The sequence below is a fragment of the Stenotrophomonas sp. JAI102 genome (genome assembly GCF_013409105.1).
GTDB lineage: Bacteria > Pseudomonadota > Gammaproteobacteria > Xanthomonadales > Xanthomonadaceae > Stenotrophomonas > Stenotrophomonas maltophilia_AA.
In genome coordinates this window covers 935,711-952,752 of the sequence record NZ_JACCCI010000002.1, presented here as the reverse complement: position 1 = coordinate 952,752, position 17,042 = coordinate 935,711, and the positions used below count along the sequence as shown (strand labels likewise).

Below are 17,042 nucleotides of genomic sequence, written 5' to 3'. Positions count from 1 at the left end.
AGATTCCTTCTAGGGTCCGCGGCGCTTACGCGTCCACGCCCCAGCGTTCGGCGATGGTGGCAGCGAGCTGCGGCGGTTCACCGGCATCCTGCCCGGCGACCACCACCGCACTGGCGGCGGTCGGGTCATAGCAGCCTTCACCCACCTGGCCGGCGACCCACGCACCGGCGGCCGCCAGGGCAAGGACTGCATCGACCTGGGCGGCGTCCGCACCACTGAGCAGGACCACGCCACTGTGCTGGGCCGGCAGTGCCGCGATCTGGACGCCGGCCGGGTCGGCGATGAAGTGCAGGCCGCCCTGGCGCAGGGCGATGCCGATGTCGTCGGGCAGGATATAGGCCTGCCCCGCCGCCACGGCCTGGGCATCCTCGGCCAGCAGCACCGGCAGCGCGGAAACGCGTGCCATCTGCTTGACCAGATTGCCGTAACGGCCACCGTCCAGGCGCATATGCACCAGGACCGCGGTCGTCAGCGTCGCGGGCAGCGCGGCCAGGAGGCGGCGCAGCGCATCCGGCCCACCGATACCGGCCAACACCAGCACCGCGCCGGGACAGCCACCGTCGGGACCGGCCTCGGGTTCAAGCTCGACCAGTGACAGACGCTCGGTGTCGAAACGCTCCGGCTCCAGCGCCGGCCCGCTGGCCGACGATGCGGTGGCGACGACGGCATCCTCCTCGACCAGCGACCAGCGGCTGTGATCGCCGATCGACACGGCAGCCGCAGCCGGCGGCGCCGAGGCAGGGATCGGTGGAATCGGTACGTCGACCGGATCGACGTCCACAGGCTGCAGCGCGGCCAATGCCTCTTCCAGTGAGACCGGCTCGCTCAGCTCCGCCGGCACCTGGTACAGGCCATCGGCAGGCACGTCGGACGCCGCATCCTCCGCTTCGCGCAGATGGAACTCCAACGGCGCATCGGCGTGCAGCTGCGCCGGGGTGACCGGCAGGCCCGGTTCGGGCTGCAGTTGCTGATCCTGTTCCGAGCCCGGCGGCAGCACGTCCTGGTGACCGTGCAGCTTGGCCACCAGATGCCGCGCCCAGCGCTGCGCTTCCCAGCCGTCGCGGCGGGCGGCCAGCTCGGCTTCGTCGAAGATCAGGGTCAGCGAAGGCGAGCCCAGGACCGGATCCAGCCGTTCCAGTGCCTCTTCGATCGCCGGTTCCAGGGCGATCAGCACCGCGCCCGGATCAGCATCGCGCAGGGACTGCAGGTCGAGCGTGTTGGGATCGTCCTCCAGCACTACGCGCGCGCCGGCATGGGCGAGCGCCTCGCGCAGGCGGTCGCGCGCCGGCCCGGGGCGGGCCAGCAGGGCCACCGACAACAACGTAGGGGCGTCACTCGCGTGCACGGGCGATCCCCAGCAGGTCATACACGTTACGCATCAGATCCAGTTCCTGGTAAGGCTTGCCCAGGTAGCGCTGGACACCGAGTTCGAAGGCGCGTTGACGGTGCTTGTCGCCGCTGCGCGAGGTGATCATCACGATCGGCACGCCCTGGTAGCGCGGATCGGCGCGCATGACGCTGGCCAGCTCGTAGCCGTCCATGCGCGGCATTTCGATATCCAGCAGCATCAGGTCCGGCACGCGCTCCTCCAGCCGCTCCAAGGCTTCGATGCCGTCGCGGGCGACCGTCACCTCGAAGTTGTGGCGCTCCAGGATGCGACCGGTGACCTTGCGCATGGTCAGCGAATCGTCGACCACCATCACCAGCGGCACATCGCGATCGCTGACCTTGGCGGCGGCGGTGATCGGCTTGTGCGGGTTGGCCAGGTAACGGCGCACCAGCGGGGCGACGTCCAGGATCACCACCACGCGGCCATCGCCGGTGATGGTCGCACCGTAGATGCCGGGCACCGAGGCGATCTGCAGGCCCACCGGCTTGACCACGATTTCGCGGTTGCCCAGTACTTGGTCGATCGCCACGGCCACGCGCAGGTCGCCGGCGCGGACCAGCAGCAGCGGCACCTGGGCCTGGCCTTCGGCGCGGGCCTGGGCCTGGCCGATCAGCGTGCCCAGATCGTGCAGCGCGAATTCCTCGCCACCGTAGTGGTAGCCGCCGTTGGCGGTTTCGAAGCGCTCGCGCGAGATCCGGCCGATACCACTCACCGAGGCGACCGGCACCGCGAACGTGGTCTCGCCGATCTGCACGAACACGGCCTGGGTGACCGCCAGCGTCTGCGGCAGGCGCAGGGTGAAGGTGACGCCCTGGCCGCTGACCGAGTGGATGTCCACCGAGCCGCCCAGCTGGCGCACTTCGTTGTGCACCACGTCCATGCCCACGCCGCGGCCAGCCAGCTGGCTGACCTGGTCGGCGGTGCTGAATCCGGGCGAGAAGATCATCGCATCCAGCTCGGCATCGCCCAGCACGGCATCGGCGGCGATCAGGCCACGCTGTTCGGCGCGGCGACGGATCGCCGCGCGATCCAGCCCGGCGCCATCGTCGGCCACTTCCAGCACGATTTCCGAGCCTTCCCGGCGCAGGCGGATGGCGATCTCGCCCTCCTCCGGCTTGCCGGCGGCACGACGCTGTTCCGGGGTTTCCAGACCGTGCGCCACCGAGTTGCGCAGCATGTGTTCCAGCGGCGCGACCATGCGGTCGAGCACGTTGCGGTCCAGTTCGCCGTGGGTGCCTTCGAGGATGACGTGGACCTGCTTGCCGGTGTCCTGGCCGGCCTGGCGCACGACCCGGCGCAGGCGCGGCACGAGGCCATCGAACGGCACCATGCGCGCGCGCATCAGGCCATCCTGCAGTTCCGAACTGACGCGCGACTGCTGTTGCAGGAGCACGTCGTACTGGCGCGACAGATCGTCCAGCACGCCCTGCAGGCCGCCCAAGTCAGCCGCGGACTCGTTCAGCGCGCGGCTGAGCTGCTGCAGCGTGGAGAAGCGGTCCAGTTCCAGCGGATCGAATTTGTGGTCGACCTGTTCCTGCTCGCGCTGGTAACGGGCCACGATCTGCGCTTCGGTTTCCAGGTCCAGCCGGCGCAGCTGATCGCGCAGACGGGCATTGGTGCGGTCCAGTTCGCCCATGGCGCCGCGGAAGGCACCGAGCTGCTGTTCCAGGCGCGAACGGTAGATCGCCACTTCACCGGCGTGATTGACCAGGCGGTCGAGCAGATCGGCGCGCACGCGCACCTGCTCCTGCTGCGGCCGCGGCAGACCATCGTCTTCGCTGACGGTTTCCAGTGGCACCGGCGCCGACAGCGGCGCCGCCACGAGCGCGGCAATCGCCGCTTCGACCTGGGCATCACCGGACGGCAGCGCGGTGCCCACGGTCTCGTCCGGCTCGGGCGCGGCGCGACCCTGGGTGCGCTGCTCGAACGCCGCGATCAGGTCGTCCGGCATCGCCACGGTGCGGTGCTGGCCGGTACGGGTCAGCAGCTGGTGCAGGCGATCGAAGCCGCGTTCCAGCAGGTGCACGTCACTGCGGTCGATATCGGTCCGGTTGGCCGCGACGGCTTCCAGCAGCGACTCGATGCCATGGCCCAGGTCGCCGATCGGGTTGATCCCGGCCATGCGCGCACCGCCCTTGAGGGTGTGCAGATCCCGCTGCAGGCCGGCGATCACGTCGCGGTCCTGCGGCGCGGCGCGCAGCTCGCTGATCAGGCCATCGCAGTGGTCGAGCAGATCCTTGCCCTCCTCCACGAAGATATCGACCAGTTCCTGGTCCAGCTGGGTGAAATCGAGCGCGTCGCCCGGCGCTACGTCGTCGTTGTCCACGACATCGCCGGCGAGGGCATCGTCGTGCGCGGACCCCTGGGCGAGCGACGCGGCCGGCGCGTCTTCCAGCTCGAAGAAGCGGGACGGGGCGGCATCAGCGGTCGACCCGTCGGGCGCGTCGGACGCGGTGGCCTCGATCGCCTCGGCGAACGCATCGGCTTCGCCGGTGTTGTCGTCGGTGGCGTCCAGACCCAGTACACCTGTATCGGAGGCATCCGGCACATCGACGACGGTCAGACCATCGTCCACGGCCTGCTGTGCGTCCACCACCTCGCCAAACGCAGGTGGCGGCGGCAGGACCTCGTCCAGTGCCCGTGCGTCCTCGTCGTCGTCCTGCCCGGTGTCGCTCCAGCTGTCGTTGGCGGCGTCATCCACGGAGACCGCGTAGGCGCTGTCCGGTTCACGGACGGTGTCGGTGTTGGTGCTGGTGTTGGTGTCAGTCCCGAACTCGGCCTCACGCGTTGCTTCGGCTTGGACTTCGGCTTGGACTTCGGCTTCGGCTTCGGCTTCGGCTTCGGCTTCGACTTCGACTTCGACTTCGGCTTCGGCTTCGGTATCGGTATCGGACACGACCGGTGCAGCCGGTTCGGCGAGATGATCGAAGTAGCGCGAGAGATCCTCGGCGGAGGTCAGCTCGACCGACTCCAGACCCGCATGGACCGACGCCAGATCGGCGTCCTCGGGCTCGTCAGTCACCGCATCCAGCCTCTGCGGCGCGTCGCCCGCACGCACTGCGTCGGGCAGCGCGGCATCGGGCAGCTCTGCGTCGAAATAGGCTGACAGGTCATCGGTGCCGGTCAGCTCCATGGCGACCAGTGCATCCTCGTCGTCAGCCTGCGTGGTCGCGTGATCCGGCGCGATCACACTCAGTCCGTCGGCCTCGAGTTCGGCCTGCTGCACGTCGGTCCCGGCGGCATCGTCGGCGGTGGCGAGGACGGGCGCAGCATCGTCCGTCGGGGTGGCTTCGTCGGCTTCGTCGGCCTGTTCGGCCTGCTCAGCTTCGTCAGCCTGTTCGGCCTGCTCGGCTTCGTCAGCCCGTTCGGCCTGCTCGGCTTCGTCAGCCCGTTCGGCCCGCTCGGCTTCGTCAGCCTGTTCGGCATCCGCCCCTTCGGCGTACAGCGCGTCGTCGAGCAGGTCCAGATCGTCCTCGACCAAGGCCGGCCAGCGCGCTTCGGGCAGGGTATCCGCCAGGGCGACCAGGCGGGCAGCCAGGGCGTTCTGCACGGGCACGCGCGGTGCCTCGTCCTGCAGCGCCGCCATCGTGGTGGTGATCGCGGCACAGGTGTCGGCCAGCGCAACCATCCCGGCCGCATCCGGCAGCGCATCGGCGGCCAGCGAGCGCTTGATGTAGCTTTCCGCCGCGCCGGTGACGGCCGTGATCTCCGGCACGTCGGTCATCGCGAACGCGCCATTCATCGTGTGCACGGCGCGCAGCAGGCCATCGGTGACCGGCTGCGCGCCATCGGCGGCCGCATCCAGCCACGCCTGCAGCGTCGCCTGGTGCACCTCGACCTCGGCTTCCAGGATCTCGCGCAGGACGCTGTCGATATTGGCGGGGGTGCTCTCGACAACCGGCGCAGCCTCGGTCGCAGCGACCTCCTCTGCCGGCGTCGATACAGCCACCGCGGCAGCGCGCGGCAGCGGCACATGGAAGGTTTCTTCGCCGGCAGACACGCGATCGGCGATGCCCTGCATGGCCTGCAGATCGGCAGTGACACGGCTGCCATCGCGCAGCGCGGCATTGAGCTGCGGCAGCACGTCATAGGCCTGGCCGACCAGGGCGACCACGGCCGGCGAGGCCGGGCGGCTGCCGTCGAGCACGCGGTTGAGCATGCCCTCGATCTTCCAGCTGAACTCGCCCAGTGTGCGCGCACCGACCAGGCGGCCACTGCCCTTCAGGGTATGGAACACGCGGCGGATCGGGCGCAGGCGGTCCAGGTTGTCCGGCGCGATGCGCCAGGCCGGGAGCAGATTGCCCAGGTTCACCAGTTCTTCGTCGAACTCTTCGATGAAGACCTCGCGGATGTCCTGGTCGATGTTCTCGCCATCGTCTTCGAAGCCAGCCTCGATGCTGGTGTCCCCGGCGATCGTGGCGGCCGGCGGGTTGACCGCCGCAGCCGCGTTCACCGGAGCATCGATCGGCGCGCCTTCCGGGCGGAACTGCGCGGCCGCCGCATCCAGTTCGGCCAGGAACCGGGTGGAGGCATCGTCCAGTTCGATACGGCGGATCACCGCGTCCTGTACGGCCGGCGTCGGCAGCGTCGTCTCGACGGCGTCGGGGGCAGCGTCGATATCCGTGGCAAACGTGCTGCGGGGTGCTTCGGCGCTGTCTTCCGCGGCGGCGACCGGAATCTCCTGCAGGAAGGTCGGCAGTGCTTCGACATCCACCTCGCCCTGCGCGTAGGCAGCGGAATCTCTGCCCCCGGCGGTGGCCGCCTCGGTGTCGTCGATCTGCAGCGAGAGCACATCGTCGGCGTTGTGCAGATCCTCATCGAAGGTGAATTCGATCGGCTCGTCGCTCAGCGCCAGGGTGTCGTGCTCGGCGGCGACCGGATCGAATCCGTCGCCCGTCGCCACGAAGGCTGGCAGCGCCTCGGACGCGCGTGCCTCGTCGACGTGGGCACGTTCCGGTGGCGTCACGGCGGCATCATCCCCCGCAGCGTCTTCTTCCGCGACATCCGCCTGCGGGGCGGACGCCAGCGGCGACACGTCCCAAGTGGCACCGGCCGGTGCTTCGGCAATGACCGGGTCGAAATGGGCGAAGGTCGGCAGCGTCTCCACGTCGTCGCCGCCCGCCAGGGTCCACTGCGGTGCATCGGCGGCGACGGGGGCGGTGGAGGCATCGAACACCAGCGCCACCGGCGGCGGCGTCACCGGCGCGGCGACCGTCGGCGGCGGATCGAAAGTGAAGTCCGGCAGCGGCGGCGGCAGGTTGGCCGGGCGCGGAACCTCGGCCGTCACCCCAAGCGCGATCGGCTCGGGCGCAGGTGCGTCCCACGGCGTCAGCTCGACGGGTTCCGGCGCGACCGGCAGCGATTCCGGACCGGTCTCGGCACTCGGCTGGTTCGCGTCGGGCAGCGGCCAGTAACGCAGAGTTTCCAGGCTGCTGCGGGTGATGTCGAGAATCTCCTCGCGCCCCGGGCGGCGCTCGCGCAGGGCCTCGAGGTAGTACTCCAGGCTGGCCATGGCATCGGCCAGCGTGTCCAGCTGGCGACCGCTCGGCACGCGCTGCTTGTCCAGGAGTTCCACCGCGATGTACTGGCGCACGCCCTGCAGGTAATCGGCCGGGTCCGACAGATTGAGCATGCGCAGCGCACCGGCGACCTCGCCGAGCAGGCGCGGGACTTCCTGCAGTTCCTGGTGGCTCCAGTTGGTTTCGATGAAAGCGACGAAATGCTCGCGCGCGGCGGCGAAGTTGGCGATGGCTTCATGCGCCAGCACCTCCACCGTGCGCCGGTTTTCCACCGCACTGGGATCGTCTTCGCCACTGCCGCCGGCGCCCAGATGGGCGACCTGGTCGTCCAGCGAGGCATCCACGTAGAGCAGTGCACCGGCGATATCCAGCAGCAGGCTCTCGTCGATCTGCTGCTGCCCGTCCACCACCTCGCGCAGCGCGTCGCGCTGCTGCACGACCACGCCGCGGGCCACGCCCAGGCCCATCATGCCCAACGTGTCGGCGACCGCGCCCAGCTCGTTGACCTGGGTCTGCAGCTGCCCCGGCTCGCCACCGGTACGCAGGTGCAGGTCCAGCGCGTCCTTGATCCGCAGCAGCTCTTCCTTGACCGCGTTGCCGACGGTGTCCAGCAGTTCGCGGTTGCGACCGCTCAGGCTGCCGCGGGCGTGGTCGAGCTCGGCTTCGGTGGCACTCGCACTGTCCGGGGCGAAGGCGAACAGCACGCTTTCATTGATGCCCGGCAGGGCGCGCGCCGAACGGATGTCATTGAGCAGCGGCAGCAGCACGATCGGAATGTCCCGGTGGCCGTTCTGCAGGCGCTCCAGGTAGTCGGGCAGCAGCACGCTGCCGCGCATCAGCGTGGCGCAGGCTTCGTCACGGTCCGGCACTTCGCTGGCACCGATCGCGTTGGCCAGCTGCTCCAGCTCCTCGGCCACCATCGCCGGGGCGTACAGCTCGACCATGCGCAGGGTTCCCTGCACCTGGTGCAGGTAGCCGGCGCAGAAGCGCATGCGGCTGCCATCGGCAGGGTCTTCCACGTAGTACTCGACCTCGTTGCGCACCTGGCGCAGGGTCTCGTCCAGCTCCGGCTTGACCCAGCCCAGCGCGGCGTGGCTCATGGCATCGCGCAGCGTGCTCATGCCAGGTCTCCCGGCAGCTCGGCGCACATGGCGTGCGGTGATTTCTCGCGATGCATCATCTGCTTGTTCCTTCCCTCTCCGCCCTGCCCGCGGCTCACGCCGGCAGCTTGAAGTCGGCGACCGAGCGGCGCAGGTCGGCCGCCAGCTGTGCCAGGTGGCCGATCGACTCGGCGGTCTGTCCCGCGCCCTGCGAGGTCTGGCCGGTAATCTGACGGATCACGCCCATGGTGCGGGTGATGTCCGATGCCGCGGCCGACTGCTGCTGGGCAGCGATCGAGATGTTCTTGATGAGGTTGTTCAGTGCGTTGGAGACGCGCTCGATTTCGGTCAGGGCGGTACCGGCGTCTTCGGCCAGGCGCGCACCGGAGACCACTTCGGCGGTGGTCTGCTCCATCGAGCTGACCGCCTCATTGGTATCGGCCTGGATGGCCTGCACCAGGTTCTCGATCCGTCGGGTCGCACCGGAGGTGCGTTCTGCCAGGCGCTGCACTTCGTCGGCCACCACGGCGAAACCGCGGCCGGCCTCACCGGCCGACGCCGCCTGCACCGCGGCGTTCAACGCCAGGATGTTGGTCTGCTCGGAAATGTCGTTGATCAGTTCCACGATCGAGCCGATTTCCTGCGAGGACTCGCCCAGCCGCTTGATGCGCTTGGAGGTTTCCTGGATCTGGTCGCGGATCTGGTCCATGCCCTGGATCGTCTCGCGGACCACGCCGGCGCCTTCGGCGGCGATGATCACCGAGCGCTGCGCCACGTCGGCCGACTCGGCCGAGTTGCGCGAGACCTGCTCGATGCTCGAGGCGATTTCGCCGATCCGGTCCGACGCGGAGGTGATCTGGTTGGCCTGGTGGCCGGCCGCTTCGGCCAGCTGCATGGCGGTGGCCTGGGTTTCCTGGGTCGACACGGCAACCTTGGCCGAGGTGTCGTTGATCGTGGTCACCAGGTGGCGCAGTTCGTCCACGGCGTAGTTGATGGCGTCGGCGATGGCGCCGGTCATGTCCTCGGTCACCGAGGCCTTCACCGTCAGGTCGCCTTCACCCAGCGAGCTGATTTCATCCAGCAGCCGCATGATGGCCTGCTGGTTGCGGCTGTTGAACTCGACCTGGGTCTGGTAACGCAGCTCCTGCTCGCGCGAGCGGCTGCGCACGGTGCTGCCGACGAAGCCGACGATGGCGATCAGCGAGAACGCACCGGACACCACGCCCAGCCAGAAGTTCGGGAACAGGCGGGTGTCGCGCAGCGAGCCGAACGAGGAGAACGCCTCGAACAGCTTCTTGCTGTCGCGGAGCATGTCCGCCGAGCCACCGGTCAGGGCCGCGGCCGAGGACTGCGCCGAGAACAGCTGGCGCGAGCTGGCCAGGATCGCATCGGCGTCCTGCTTCATCGTGTCCCACTGCGTCTGCGACTGTTCCAGCGCGGCCAGCGCCGGGCCATTGCGGACCGCGGCGATGCCCAGTTCCTCGTTGCCGTTGCGCAGCGCATCGAGCACCTGGGTGAACACCACCGAATCGCGGGCGAGCGCATCACCCGCGGCCGCGGCATTGGCGCCACCGGCGCGCATTTCGGTCACGCGGCGGGCCATCGAGCCGACCACCACGACCTGCTGCAGGGCGTTGTAGAGCTGCGAGGACGGCGCGCCACTGGCCGACATCGCCCGCACCACTTCGTTCAGCTGTGCCTGCAGTGCGGGCACGCCATTGACGAAGTTGTTGGCGTTGCCGGCCAGGGCCAGTACCGCCGGTTCGCTGGCAACCAGCTGACCGGCGCTCTTGCCGAGCGGCTCCCAGGTCTTGATCAGCGTATTGAGCGGGCCGGCGACATTGGTCTCGGCGCCGTAGCGGCCCTGCAGGGCGCTGACGGTGCTTTCGATGTCGCTCTTGGTCAGCTTGAACGCGGTGAACGCCTGGGCGTTGCCCGAGACCGCTTCACGGCCCTGGTTGGCCAGCTGCTGCGAGAGCACCTGCAGGTTCGCGGCATCGGTGCTGGCACTGGCCAGGCGACTGCCCTGCCAGGTCGCCACGCCGGTGTTCACGCCGAACACGATCATCGACACGGCCAGCAGGCCGAGCCAGAAATTGGTGCCCACCGAGCCGAGCTTGCCGGCCTTGGCGGATTCCGAAGCAGTACTCATCGTTCAACCTCGATCTTCAATACGGAGAGACAGGCGCCTGCGGTCAGGCCGCGGCCTGCCTGAATTCGGGGGTACGCGACAGCAGCGACAGCGAGAACACGCCCCAGTCATGGCCATCGCCGTGGAAGGCACGGTCGATGAAATGCGCATAGCGGCCGGTGGCCAGATCGCCGGCGGCGATGTCCTGGTCCAGCTCGAAGCTGCGCTGGCCGAACAGTTCATCGATGGTCAGCGCCACGTCACCGCCGGCCTGGCGCATGATCAGCACGCGCTGGCCCTCCTGCTGCACGGTGCGCTCGCCTTCCAGGAAGCACTTCAGGTCCACCACCGGGAACAGGTTGCCGCGCAGGTTGCCCACGCCCAGCAGCCACGGCTGTGCGCCGGGCACCGGAGTGATCGGCGGCATCGGCACGATTTCCACCACCTCGCGGAAGTCCGAGACCAGCCGGCGCTTGCCGACCCGGTAACCGACGCCACGCCACAGGTCCTGCGAGAACTGCCGCTCGGGCAGCTGCACGGCATGGGCCAGGCTGCGCCGTTCGTAAGCCTGGAGGATGTCGAAAGGAGAGCGCATCAGACCACCAACTGGTTGATCCGCGCGATCAGTTCCTCCTCGCGCGGCGGCTTGACGATGTAGTCGGCCGCCCCCTGGCGCAGCCCCCACGCCTTGTCGGTTTCCATCGCCTTGGTGCTGACGATGACCACCGGGATGTGCTTGATGGCCGCATCGCGTGCCATCGCGCGGGTGGCCTGGAAGCCACTCATGCCCGGCAGGACCACGTCCATCAGCACCAGCTGCGGCGACTGCTCGCGCACGAGCTTGAGCCCGTCCTCGGCGTTGTCCGCTTCCAGGACTTCATGACCGGCCTTGGTCAACCACTGCGTGAACACCGCACGGTCGGTCGGTGAATCCTCGATCAGTACGATTCGAGCCATTGTGCCTTTCCCCCCTGGTCAGGCGTTGACGTATGTGCGGATGGCACCCAGCAGTTCTTCACGCGTGAATGGCTTGGTCAGGTACTGCTCCGAGCCGACGATGCGGCCGCGCGCCTTGTCGAACAGGCCGTCCTTGGACGACAGCATGATCACCGGCGTCGACTTGAACAGCTGGTTGCCCTTGATCAGCGCACAGGTCTGATACCCGTCCAGCCGCGGCATCATGATGTCCACGAAGATGATCTGCGGCTGTTGGTCGGCGATCTTGGCCAAGGCCTCGAAACCATCGGTCGCGGTCACCACCTCGCAGCCTTCCCGCTTCAGCAGGGTTTCCGCAGTCCTGCGGATGGTCTTCGAATCATCGATGACCATCACGCGCAGCCCTGCGAGTTCCCCACCCGCAGCCATGTATTCAGTCATTACCTTTCCCCAAGCGCGCGACGCTTGCCAGATCCCCGGCGTCGCTGCGAAAGCGTATCTATATCCCAATACCGCCGCGCGCTTCAAGCAGAGCCACCGCGGCCCCGCCGCCAGCGGCCCGGAAGGCGCCCGCCCCGCGCCGTTTGCGCAAACCCCGGCGTGGCCGGACACTGCGTTCCGGCCCCCGGGACGGGCATTGCCGGGCCATTGTCGCTACCATCATCGGCCTGCCCGCCAGGTTGCGACCATGCCGTTGAATGTCATCGTGGTGATGGACCCCATCGCCCATATCAAGATTGCCAAGGACACCACCTTCGCGATGCTGCTGGAAGCCCAGCGCCGTGGCCATGCCCTGCACTACGTCAGCCCCGGCGGGCTGGCCCTGCGCGACGGCCAGGCCATCGCCCGCACCGCGCCGCTGCAGGTGCGCGAGGACAAGAACGACTGGTTCACCCTGGGCGAGTTCAGCCAGACCGTCTTCGGCCCCGGCCAGGTCGTGCTGATGCGCAAGGACCCGCCGGTCGATGTCGAATTCATCTACGACACCCACGTGCTCAGCGTCGCCCAGCAGGCCGGTGCGATGGTGGTCAACGACCCGCAGGGCCTGCGCGACTACAACGAGAAGCTGGCTGCGCTGCTGTTCCCGCAGTGCTGCCCGCCGACCCTGGTCAGCCGCCGCAACGCCGACCTGAAGGCCTTCGTGCTCGAACACGGACAGGCCGTGCTCAAGCCACTGGACGGCATGGGCGGGCGCTCGATCTTCCGCAGCGGCACCGGCGACCCCAACCTCAACGTGATCCTGGAAACCCTGACCGACGGCGAGCGCACGCTGGCCCTGGCGCAGAAGTTCATTCCGGACATCACCGCCGGCGACAAGCGCATCCTGCTGGTCGATGGCGAGCCGGTCGACTACTGCCTGGCACGGATTCCGCAGGGCGATGAGTTCCGCGGCAACCTGGCCGCCGGCGGCCGCGGCGAAGGCCGCCCGCTGAGCGAGCGCGACCGCTGGATCGCCGCCCAGGTCGGGCCGGAAATGAAGCGCCGCGGCATGCGCTTCGTCGGCCTGGACGTGATCGGTGACTACCTGACCGAAGTCAACGTCACCAGCCCCACCTGCGTGCGCGAGCTGGATGCCCAGTTCGGGCTGAACATCGCCGGCACCCTGTTCGACGCGATCGAGGCCGGCCTGCCGCGATGAGCGCCAGCGTCGTCCCGGTGCCGACGTGGCAGGCGCGCGAATCCCAGCGGCTGGGCGCGACCCTGACGCTGTCGGTGCTCGTGCATGCGCTGCTGATCCTCGGCGTCGGTTTCGCGGTCAGCGACAGCGCGCCGCTGGTACCGACCCTGGATGTGATCTTCAGCCAGACCCAGACCCCGCTGACGCCCAAGCAGGCCGATTTCCTGGCCCAGGCCAACCAGCAGGGCGGTGGCGACCACGACAAGGCACAGCGCCCGCGCGACAACCAGGCCGGGATCGTGCCGCAGGTGCAGGCCGGGTTGTCGCCGGTACCGCAGCAGCGCCAGGAGGCCGCCAGCGTGCCGCCGCCGCAGACCCGCGTGGTCAACAGCCGCAATGGCACCAACACCATTGCCGAGGCGCAGCCGCAGCCGCTGCCGGAGCAGCCGCGCCCGGACGCACCGATGACCGCGCGCGAGCAGCGTGACGTGGAGATGGCGCGGCTGGCGGCCGAAGTACATCTGCGCTCGGCGCAGTACGCCAAGCGCCCGAACCGCAAGTTCGTCTCGGCCAGCACCCGCGAATATGCCTACGCCAATTATCTGCGCGCATGGGTCGACCGCGCCGAGCGGGTCGGTAATCTGAACTACCCCGATGAAGCCCGCGCCCGCCGGCTCGGCGGCCAGGTCGTGATCACGGTCGGCGTGCGCCGCGATGGCACGGTGGAGAGCGCGCGCATCCTGCAGTCCAGCGGTACGCCGTTGCTGGATGAAACCGCGCTGCGGGTGATCACCCTGGCCCAGCCGTTCCCACCGCTGCCCAAGACCGAGGATGCCATCGACATCCTGCAGGTGACCCGTACCTGGGTGTTCCTGCCGGGTGGCGAGCTGCGCGACGACCGCTGATCGGGCGCAGGGGGCAGCCACGCATGGCGTGGCTGGAGCGTTACCCGCTGACCTGCTTCACGAGGCGGCCTGCTTCGCGGCCCGCGCGGCCTGCTGTTCCACCAGGGTCAGCGCCACGTTGTCGCGCAGATAGGCCGGCTCCACCCGCTCCGGCGCCATGCCCTCGCCGCGCTGGAACGCGGGTACCGCCAGCGCCAGTACATCGGACGCACGCGGCAGGGCCAGCGCATCCACGCCGGTCAGCTGATCGGCCAGCCGCGTGGCCAGTACGCCCTCGGCCGCGCCGAAGCCGGTGCCGACGCCGAACCAGCGCGTGCCATCGGGCAGCGCCACGGCCTCCGGCGCACAGACGATTTCCTCGCCCTGCCGCTGCCACTGTCCGTCCACCCGGATGTGGCGCGCCGCGTACACCTCGCCCATCCGAGCATCGATGCTGGCCAACACGTGATCGGCCTCGGCCGGTGCGCGCAGTGCCAGCGCCTGCAGCGTGGAGACCGGGATCAGCGGGCGATCCAGCGCGAGCGCGATGCCCTGCGCAATCGCGATCGCCAGCCGCACGCCGGTGAACGCGCCCGGGCCACGCCCCAGCGCGATCGCGTCCAGCTGCGAACGCGCCACGCCCGCCTCGGCCAGCAGCGCCTCTGCCCAGGGCAGGCTCAGTTCGGCGTGGCGACGCGGAGCGATCTCGAAGCGCTCACTGACCTGCCCATCCACATACAGGGCAACGGAGCAGGCTTCGGTGGCGGTTTCAAAGGCGAGCAGTTTCATGGTGGTCAGAACAGGGAAGTGGGAAAGTCATCGGTGGCCTGCACGGCCTGCACCGGCTGCGCAGACGCAGCCGCAGCTGCGGGCGCGGGTCCAGCGACGGGCCATTGTGGCGCAAAGAAGGCCTGCACATCGCCCAGCGAGCGGGTGCGGCGGAAGGGGGGCAGCGAATCCAGGAAGATCCGCCCGTAGCCCCGGCTGAGCAGGCGCGGGTCGCACAGCACCAGCACGCCGCGATCGGTCTCGCTGCGGATCAAGCGGCCCACGCCCTGCTTGAGCGCGATCACCGCCTGCGGCAGCTGCTCGTCGCGGAACGGGTTCCCGCCGTCCCGGCGGATCGCATCCAGCCGCGCCTCGAACACCGGATCGTCCGGCGCGGCGAACGGCAGCTTGTCGATCACCACCACGCTCAGCGCATCACCGACCACGTCCACGCCTTCGCGGAAACTGGCCGAGCCCAGCAGCACCCCGTTGCCAGACTCGCGGAAGCGCTGCAGCAGGGTCGCGCGCGGCGCCTCACCCTGCACGAACAGCGGCCACGGGGCATCGCGCAGCGCCTCGGCCGCTTCGCGCAGCGCACGATGCGAGGCGAACAGCAGGAACGCACGACCGTGCGAGGCCTCCAGCACCGGTGTCAACGCGCGGATCAACGCGGTGCCGAAGCCGCGTGCGGCCGGGTCGGGCAGATCGGTCGGCAGATAGCACAGCGCCTGCCGGGCCCAGTCGAACGGGCTGGGCTGCAGCAGGCTGACCGGATCGTCCAGGCCCAGCCGCTGGGAAATGTGCTCGAACCCACCGTCCACGGTCAGCGTGGCCGAGGTGAACACCCAGGCCGCCATCGAGCGCTGCCGGTGCTCGCGCAGCGGGCCGGACACATCCATCGGCGTGCGCTGGCAACGGAAGCCACGCGGGGTCAGTTCATACCAGAGCACCTCGGCCGGCGTCGGTGCCTCGTCCGGATCGGTGTCGAAGTCCAGCATTGGTGCGTCGTCGCCGAGCCAGCGCGACAAGCGCGATACGGCTTCCATCGCACGCGCATGGCAGGCATCCAGGCCGGGCGATGCGTCACGCACGCCCGCCAGCGCATCGCGCAGCTGCACCAGCGTGCTCATCGCCGCATCGAAGCCATCGCGCACCTGCGGTACGGTCAGCGCACGCCACTGCGTGCCGCGCGGCGGCAGGCCCTCCATCGCCACGCGCAGGTCGCGCAGGGTCTGTTCGAGTGCGGCAGCCGGCTCCTGCAACGCGGCCTGTGCACCGGCCACGCTGCGGCTCTCGGCCAGGCAGTCGCGTGCCAGCTCCTGCCACGGGCGCATGCCGAAGCCTTCGCCGAAGAAGTTCGCGGCCAGCTCCGGCAGCTGATGCGCCTCGTCGATCACGAATGCCTGGGCGCCGGGCAGGATTTCGCCGAAGCCTTCCTGTTTGAGCGCCAGGTCGGCCAACAGCAGATGATGGTTGACCACCACCACGTCGGCGGCCTGCGCCCGCTGCCGGGCCTGCACGACAAAGCAGTCGTCCCAGAACGGGCACTCGGTGCCGAGGCAGTTATCGACCGTGGAGGTGACCATCGGGTACAGCGGCGAGTCTTCCGGCAGGGCCTCCAGCTCGGCCATGTCGCCGAACGTCGTGCGCCCGGACCAGGCGAGGATGCGCTGGAACTGCGCGACCTGCTCCGGCGAACTGAAGCGCGGTTCGCCGCGCGCCTGCTGCAGCCGATAGCGGCACAGGTAGTTGGCGCGCCCCTTCAACAGGGCGCTGCTGTGGCCCACGCCGAGCGCGGCACGCACGCGCGGCAGATCGCGGTGATACAGCTGGTCCTGCAGCGCGCGGGTACCGGTGGAGATGATGGTCTTCAGCCCGGACAGCAGTGCGGGCACCAGATAGGCATAGGTCTTGCCGGTGCCGGTGCCGGCTTCGGCCAGCAGGACGTCGCGCTGGTCGAACGCTTCGGCGATCGCCGCGGTCAGGCGCAGCTGGGCCGGGCGCGGAACGAAGGCATCGAGCTGGCTGGCGAGCGCCCCGCCCTCACTGAGGGCATCGCGGCTGGCGTGGGCAAGTTGGGACATGACGCAATGATAATGGGTGCCGGCCGATGCCCAGCGCTACGCCGTCACGCATCCGCCTGCATCGCCCACATCAATACCGCATGATCCCCGGCACCGTGCAGCCTTCCAGCTGGGCATGCGCCGACGCCGCGTTTTCTTTTTCACCGCGGGCCAGACGCGACTGTTCGATGGTCGCCCAATGGCGACGGCACAGCGGGCCGGTCTTCGAGCCCAGTTCGATGGACTTGCGCGCGAACGTTTCCGCTGCCGCCCAATCGCCCTGCAGCAGCGCGACCTCGGCGCGATCCTGCAGCACCGACGGATCCGAGGCCTTGATCGCCAGCGCCTGATCCAGCGCGGCCGCGGCGCCGGCCAGATCATTGGCCTGGCGGCGGGCGTGCGCGGCCTGGCGCAGGTCCTCCACTTCGCTGTCGCGCAGCGGCTGCACGGCCAGTTCCTTGTCGTCATTGCCGGCGGCGGCATCCACGGCGGCCAGGCGTTGGGCCGGCGTGGTGGTGTCGACCGGGGCCTTCACGACCGGTGGCGGCGTGACGCAGGCCGCCAGGGCCAGGCACAGCGTGGCAAGCGAAGCGGAACGGAGCAGGAATCGGGTGGTCATGCAGGCAGGCCTCG

General features: G+C 69.2%; 11 protein-coding genes. 2 read left to right on the top strand and 9 right to left on the bottom strand.

What is annotated here, in order from left to right:
• Positions 1 to 25: 25 nt before the first annotated feature.
• From HDC96_RS12805 to pilG, 6 genes are all read right to left on the bottom strand, one after another.
• Positions 26 to 1,366, bottom strand: a complete 1,341-nt coding sequence (locus HDC96_RS12805; RefSeq protein WP_179460298.1) for a chemotaxis protein CheB — start codon at positions 1,364 to 1,366, stop codon at positions 26 to 28.
• Positions 1,332 to 8,030 carry an Hpt domain-containing protein gene (locus HDC96_RS12800; RefSeq protein ID WP_179460297.1) on the bottom strand — a complete coding sequence of 2,233 codons (6,699 nt, stop codon included), beginning with the start codon at positions 8,028 to 8,030 and terminating at the stop codon, positions 1,332 to 1,334. The genes HDC96_RS12805 and HDC96_RS12800 overlap by 35 nt, the downstream gene beginning before the upstream one ends.
• A 94-nt stretch (positions 8,031 to 8,124) precedes the next feature.
• Positions 8,125 to 10,161 (bottom strand): methyl-accepting chemotaxis protein, encoded by a 2,037-nt coding sequence (locus HDC96_RS12795; protein WP_179460296.1) that lies wholly within the window; start codon positions 10,159 to 10,161, stop codon positions 8,125 to 8,127.
• A 43-nt stretch (positions 10,162 to 10,204) separates the two neighbouring features.
• Positions 10,205 to 10,735: a chemotaxis protein CheW gene (locus HDC96_RS12790; protein ID WP_179460295.1), complete on the bottom strand. Its 531-nt coding sequence runs from the start codon at positions 10,733 to 10,735 to the stop codon at positions 10,205 to 10,207.
• Positions 10,735 to 11,097 carry a response regulator gene (locus HDC96_RS12785; RefSeq protein WP_123730426.1) on the bottom strand — a complete coding sequence of 121 codons (363 nt, stop codon included), beginning with the start codon at positions 11,095 to 11,097 and terminating at the stop codon, positions 10,735 to 10,737. Before HDC96_RS12785 ends, HDC96_RS12790 begins: the two co-directional genes overlap by 1 nt.
• An 18-nt stretch (positions 11,098 to 11,115) precedes the next feature.
• Complete coding sequence (pilG, locus tag HDC96_RS12780; RefSeq protein WP_121039045.1) at positions 11,116 to 11,517, bottom strand: twitching motility response regulator PilG; 402 nt, start codon at positions 11,515 to 11,517, stop codon at positions 11,116 to 11,118.
• Between the two features lie 247 nt (positions 11,518 to 11,764).
• Here pilG and gshB point away from each other — a divergent pair, with 247 nt between their 5' ends.
• Together gshB and HDC96_RS12770 are read left to right on the top strand one after the other, a co-directional pair.
• Positions 11,765 to 12,715: a glutathione synthase gene (gshB, locus tag HDC96_RS12775; RefSeq protein WP_179460294.1), complete on the top strand. Its 951-nt coding sequence runs from the start codon at positions 11,765 to 11,767 to the stop codon at positions 12,713 to 12,715.
• A complete protein-coding gene (locus tag HDC96_RS12770) occupies positions 12,712 to 13,599 on the top strand; it encodes an energy transducer TonB (protein ID WP_179460293.1) in 888 nt (295 codons plus the stop codon). The genes gshB and HDC96_RS12770 overlap by 4 nt, the downstream gene beginning before the upstream one ends.
• A 57-nt stretch (positions 13,600 to 13,656) precedes the next feature.
• Here the strand turns inward: HDC96_RS12770 and tsaB are convergent, their stop codons facing one another.
• The 3 genes from tsaB to HDC96_RS12755 all read right to left on the bottom strand — a co-directional run bounded on the left by tsaB (position 13,657) and on the right by HDC96_RS12755 (position 17,028).
• Positions 13,657 to 14,367, bottom strand: a complete 711-nt coding sequence (tsaB, locus tag HDC96_RS12765) for a tRNA (adenosine(37)-N6)-threonylcarbamoyltransferase complex dimerization subunit type 1 TsaB (protein WP_179460292.1) — start codon at positions 14,365 to 14,367, stop codon at positions 13,657 to 13,659.
• Positions 14,368 to 14,372: 5 nt separating this feature from the next.
• Positions 14,373 to 16,430: an ATP-dependent DNA helicase gene (locus tag HDC96_RS12760; RefSeq protein ID WP_179460291.1), complete on the bottom strand. Its 2,058-nt coding sequence runs from the start codon at positions 16,428 to 16,430 to the stop codon at positions 14,373 to 14,375.
• A 70-nt stretch (positions 16,431 to 16,500) separates the two neighbouring features.
• Positions 16,501 to 17,028 carry a hypothetical protein gene (locus tag HDC96_RS12755; RefSeq protein WP_179460290.1) on the bottom strand — a complete coding sequence of 176 codons (528 nt, stop codon included), beginning with the start codon at positions 17,026 to 17,028 and terminating at the stop codon, positions 16,501 to 16,503.
• Positions 17,029 to 17,042: the final 14 nt, after the last annotated feature.

Excerpts from the sequence above, each read along its gene's own strand:
- HDC96_RS12805 (WP_179460298.1), bottom strand. The coding sequence starts at position 1,366 with ATGACCTGCTGGGGATCGCCCGTGCACGCGAGTGACGCCCCTACGTTG.
- HDC96_RS12800 (WP_179460297.1), bottom strand. The coding sequence starts at position 8,030 with ATGAGCACGCTGCGCGATGCCATGAGCCACGCCGCGCTGGGCTGGGTC.
- HDC96_RS12795 (WP_179460296.1), bottom strand. The coding sequence starts at position 10,161 with ATGAGTACTGCTTCGGAATCCGCCAAGGCCGGCAAGCTCGGCTCGGTG.
- HDC96_RS12790 (WP_179460295.1), bottom strand. The coding sequence starts at position 10,735 with ATGCGCTCTCCTTTCGACATCCTCCAGGCTTACGAACGGCGCAGCCTG.
- HDC96_RS12785 (WP_123730426.1), bottom strand. The coding sequence starts at position 11,097 with ATGGCTCGAATCGTACTGATCGAGGATTCACCGACCGACCGTGCGGTG.
- pilG (WP_121039045.1), bottom strand. The coding sequence starts at position 11,517 with ATGACTGAATACATGGCTGCGGGTGGGGAACTCGCAGGGCTGCGCGTG.
- gshB (WP_179460294.1), top strand. The coding sequence starts at position 11,765 with ATGCCGTTGAATGTCATCGTGGTGATGGACCCCATCGCCCATATCAAG.
- HDC96_RS12770 (WP_179460293.1), top strand. The coding sequence starts at position 12,712 with ATGAGCGCCAGCGTCGTCCCGGTGCCGACGTGGCAGGCGCGCGAATCC.
- tsaB (WP_179460292.1), bottom strand. The coding sequence starts at position 14,367 with ATGAAACTGCTCGCCTTTGAAACCGCCACCGAAGCCTGCTCCGTTGCC.
- HDC96_RS12760 (WP_179460291.1), bottom strand. The coding sequence starts at position 16,430 with ATGTCCCAACTTGCCCACGCCAGCCGCGATGCCCTCAGTGAGGGCGGG.
- HDC96_RS12755 (WP_179460290.1), bottom strand. The coding sequence starts at position 17,028 with ATGACCACCCGATTCCTGCTCCGTTCCGCTTCGCTTGCCACGCTGTGC.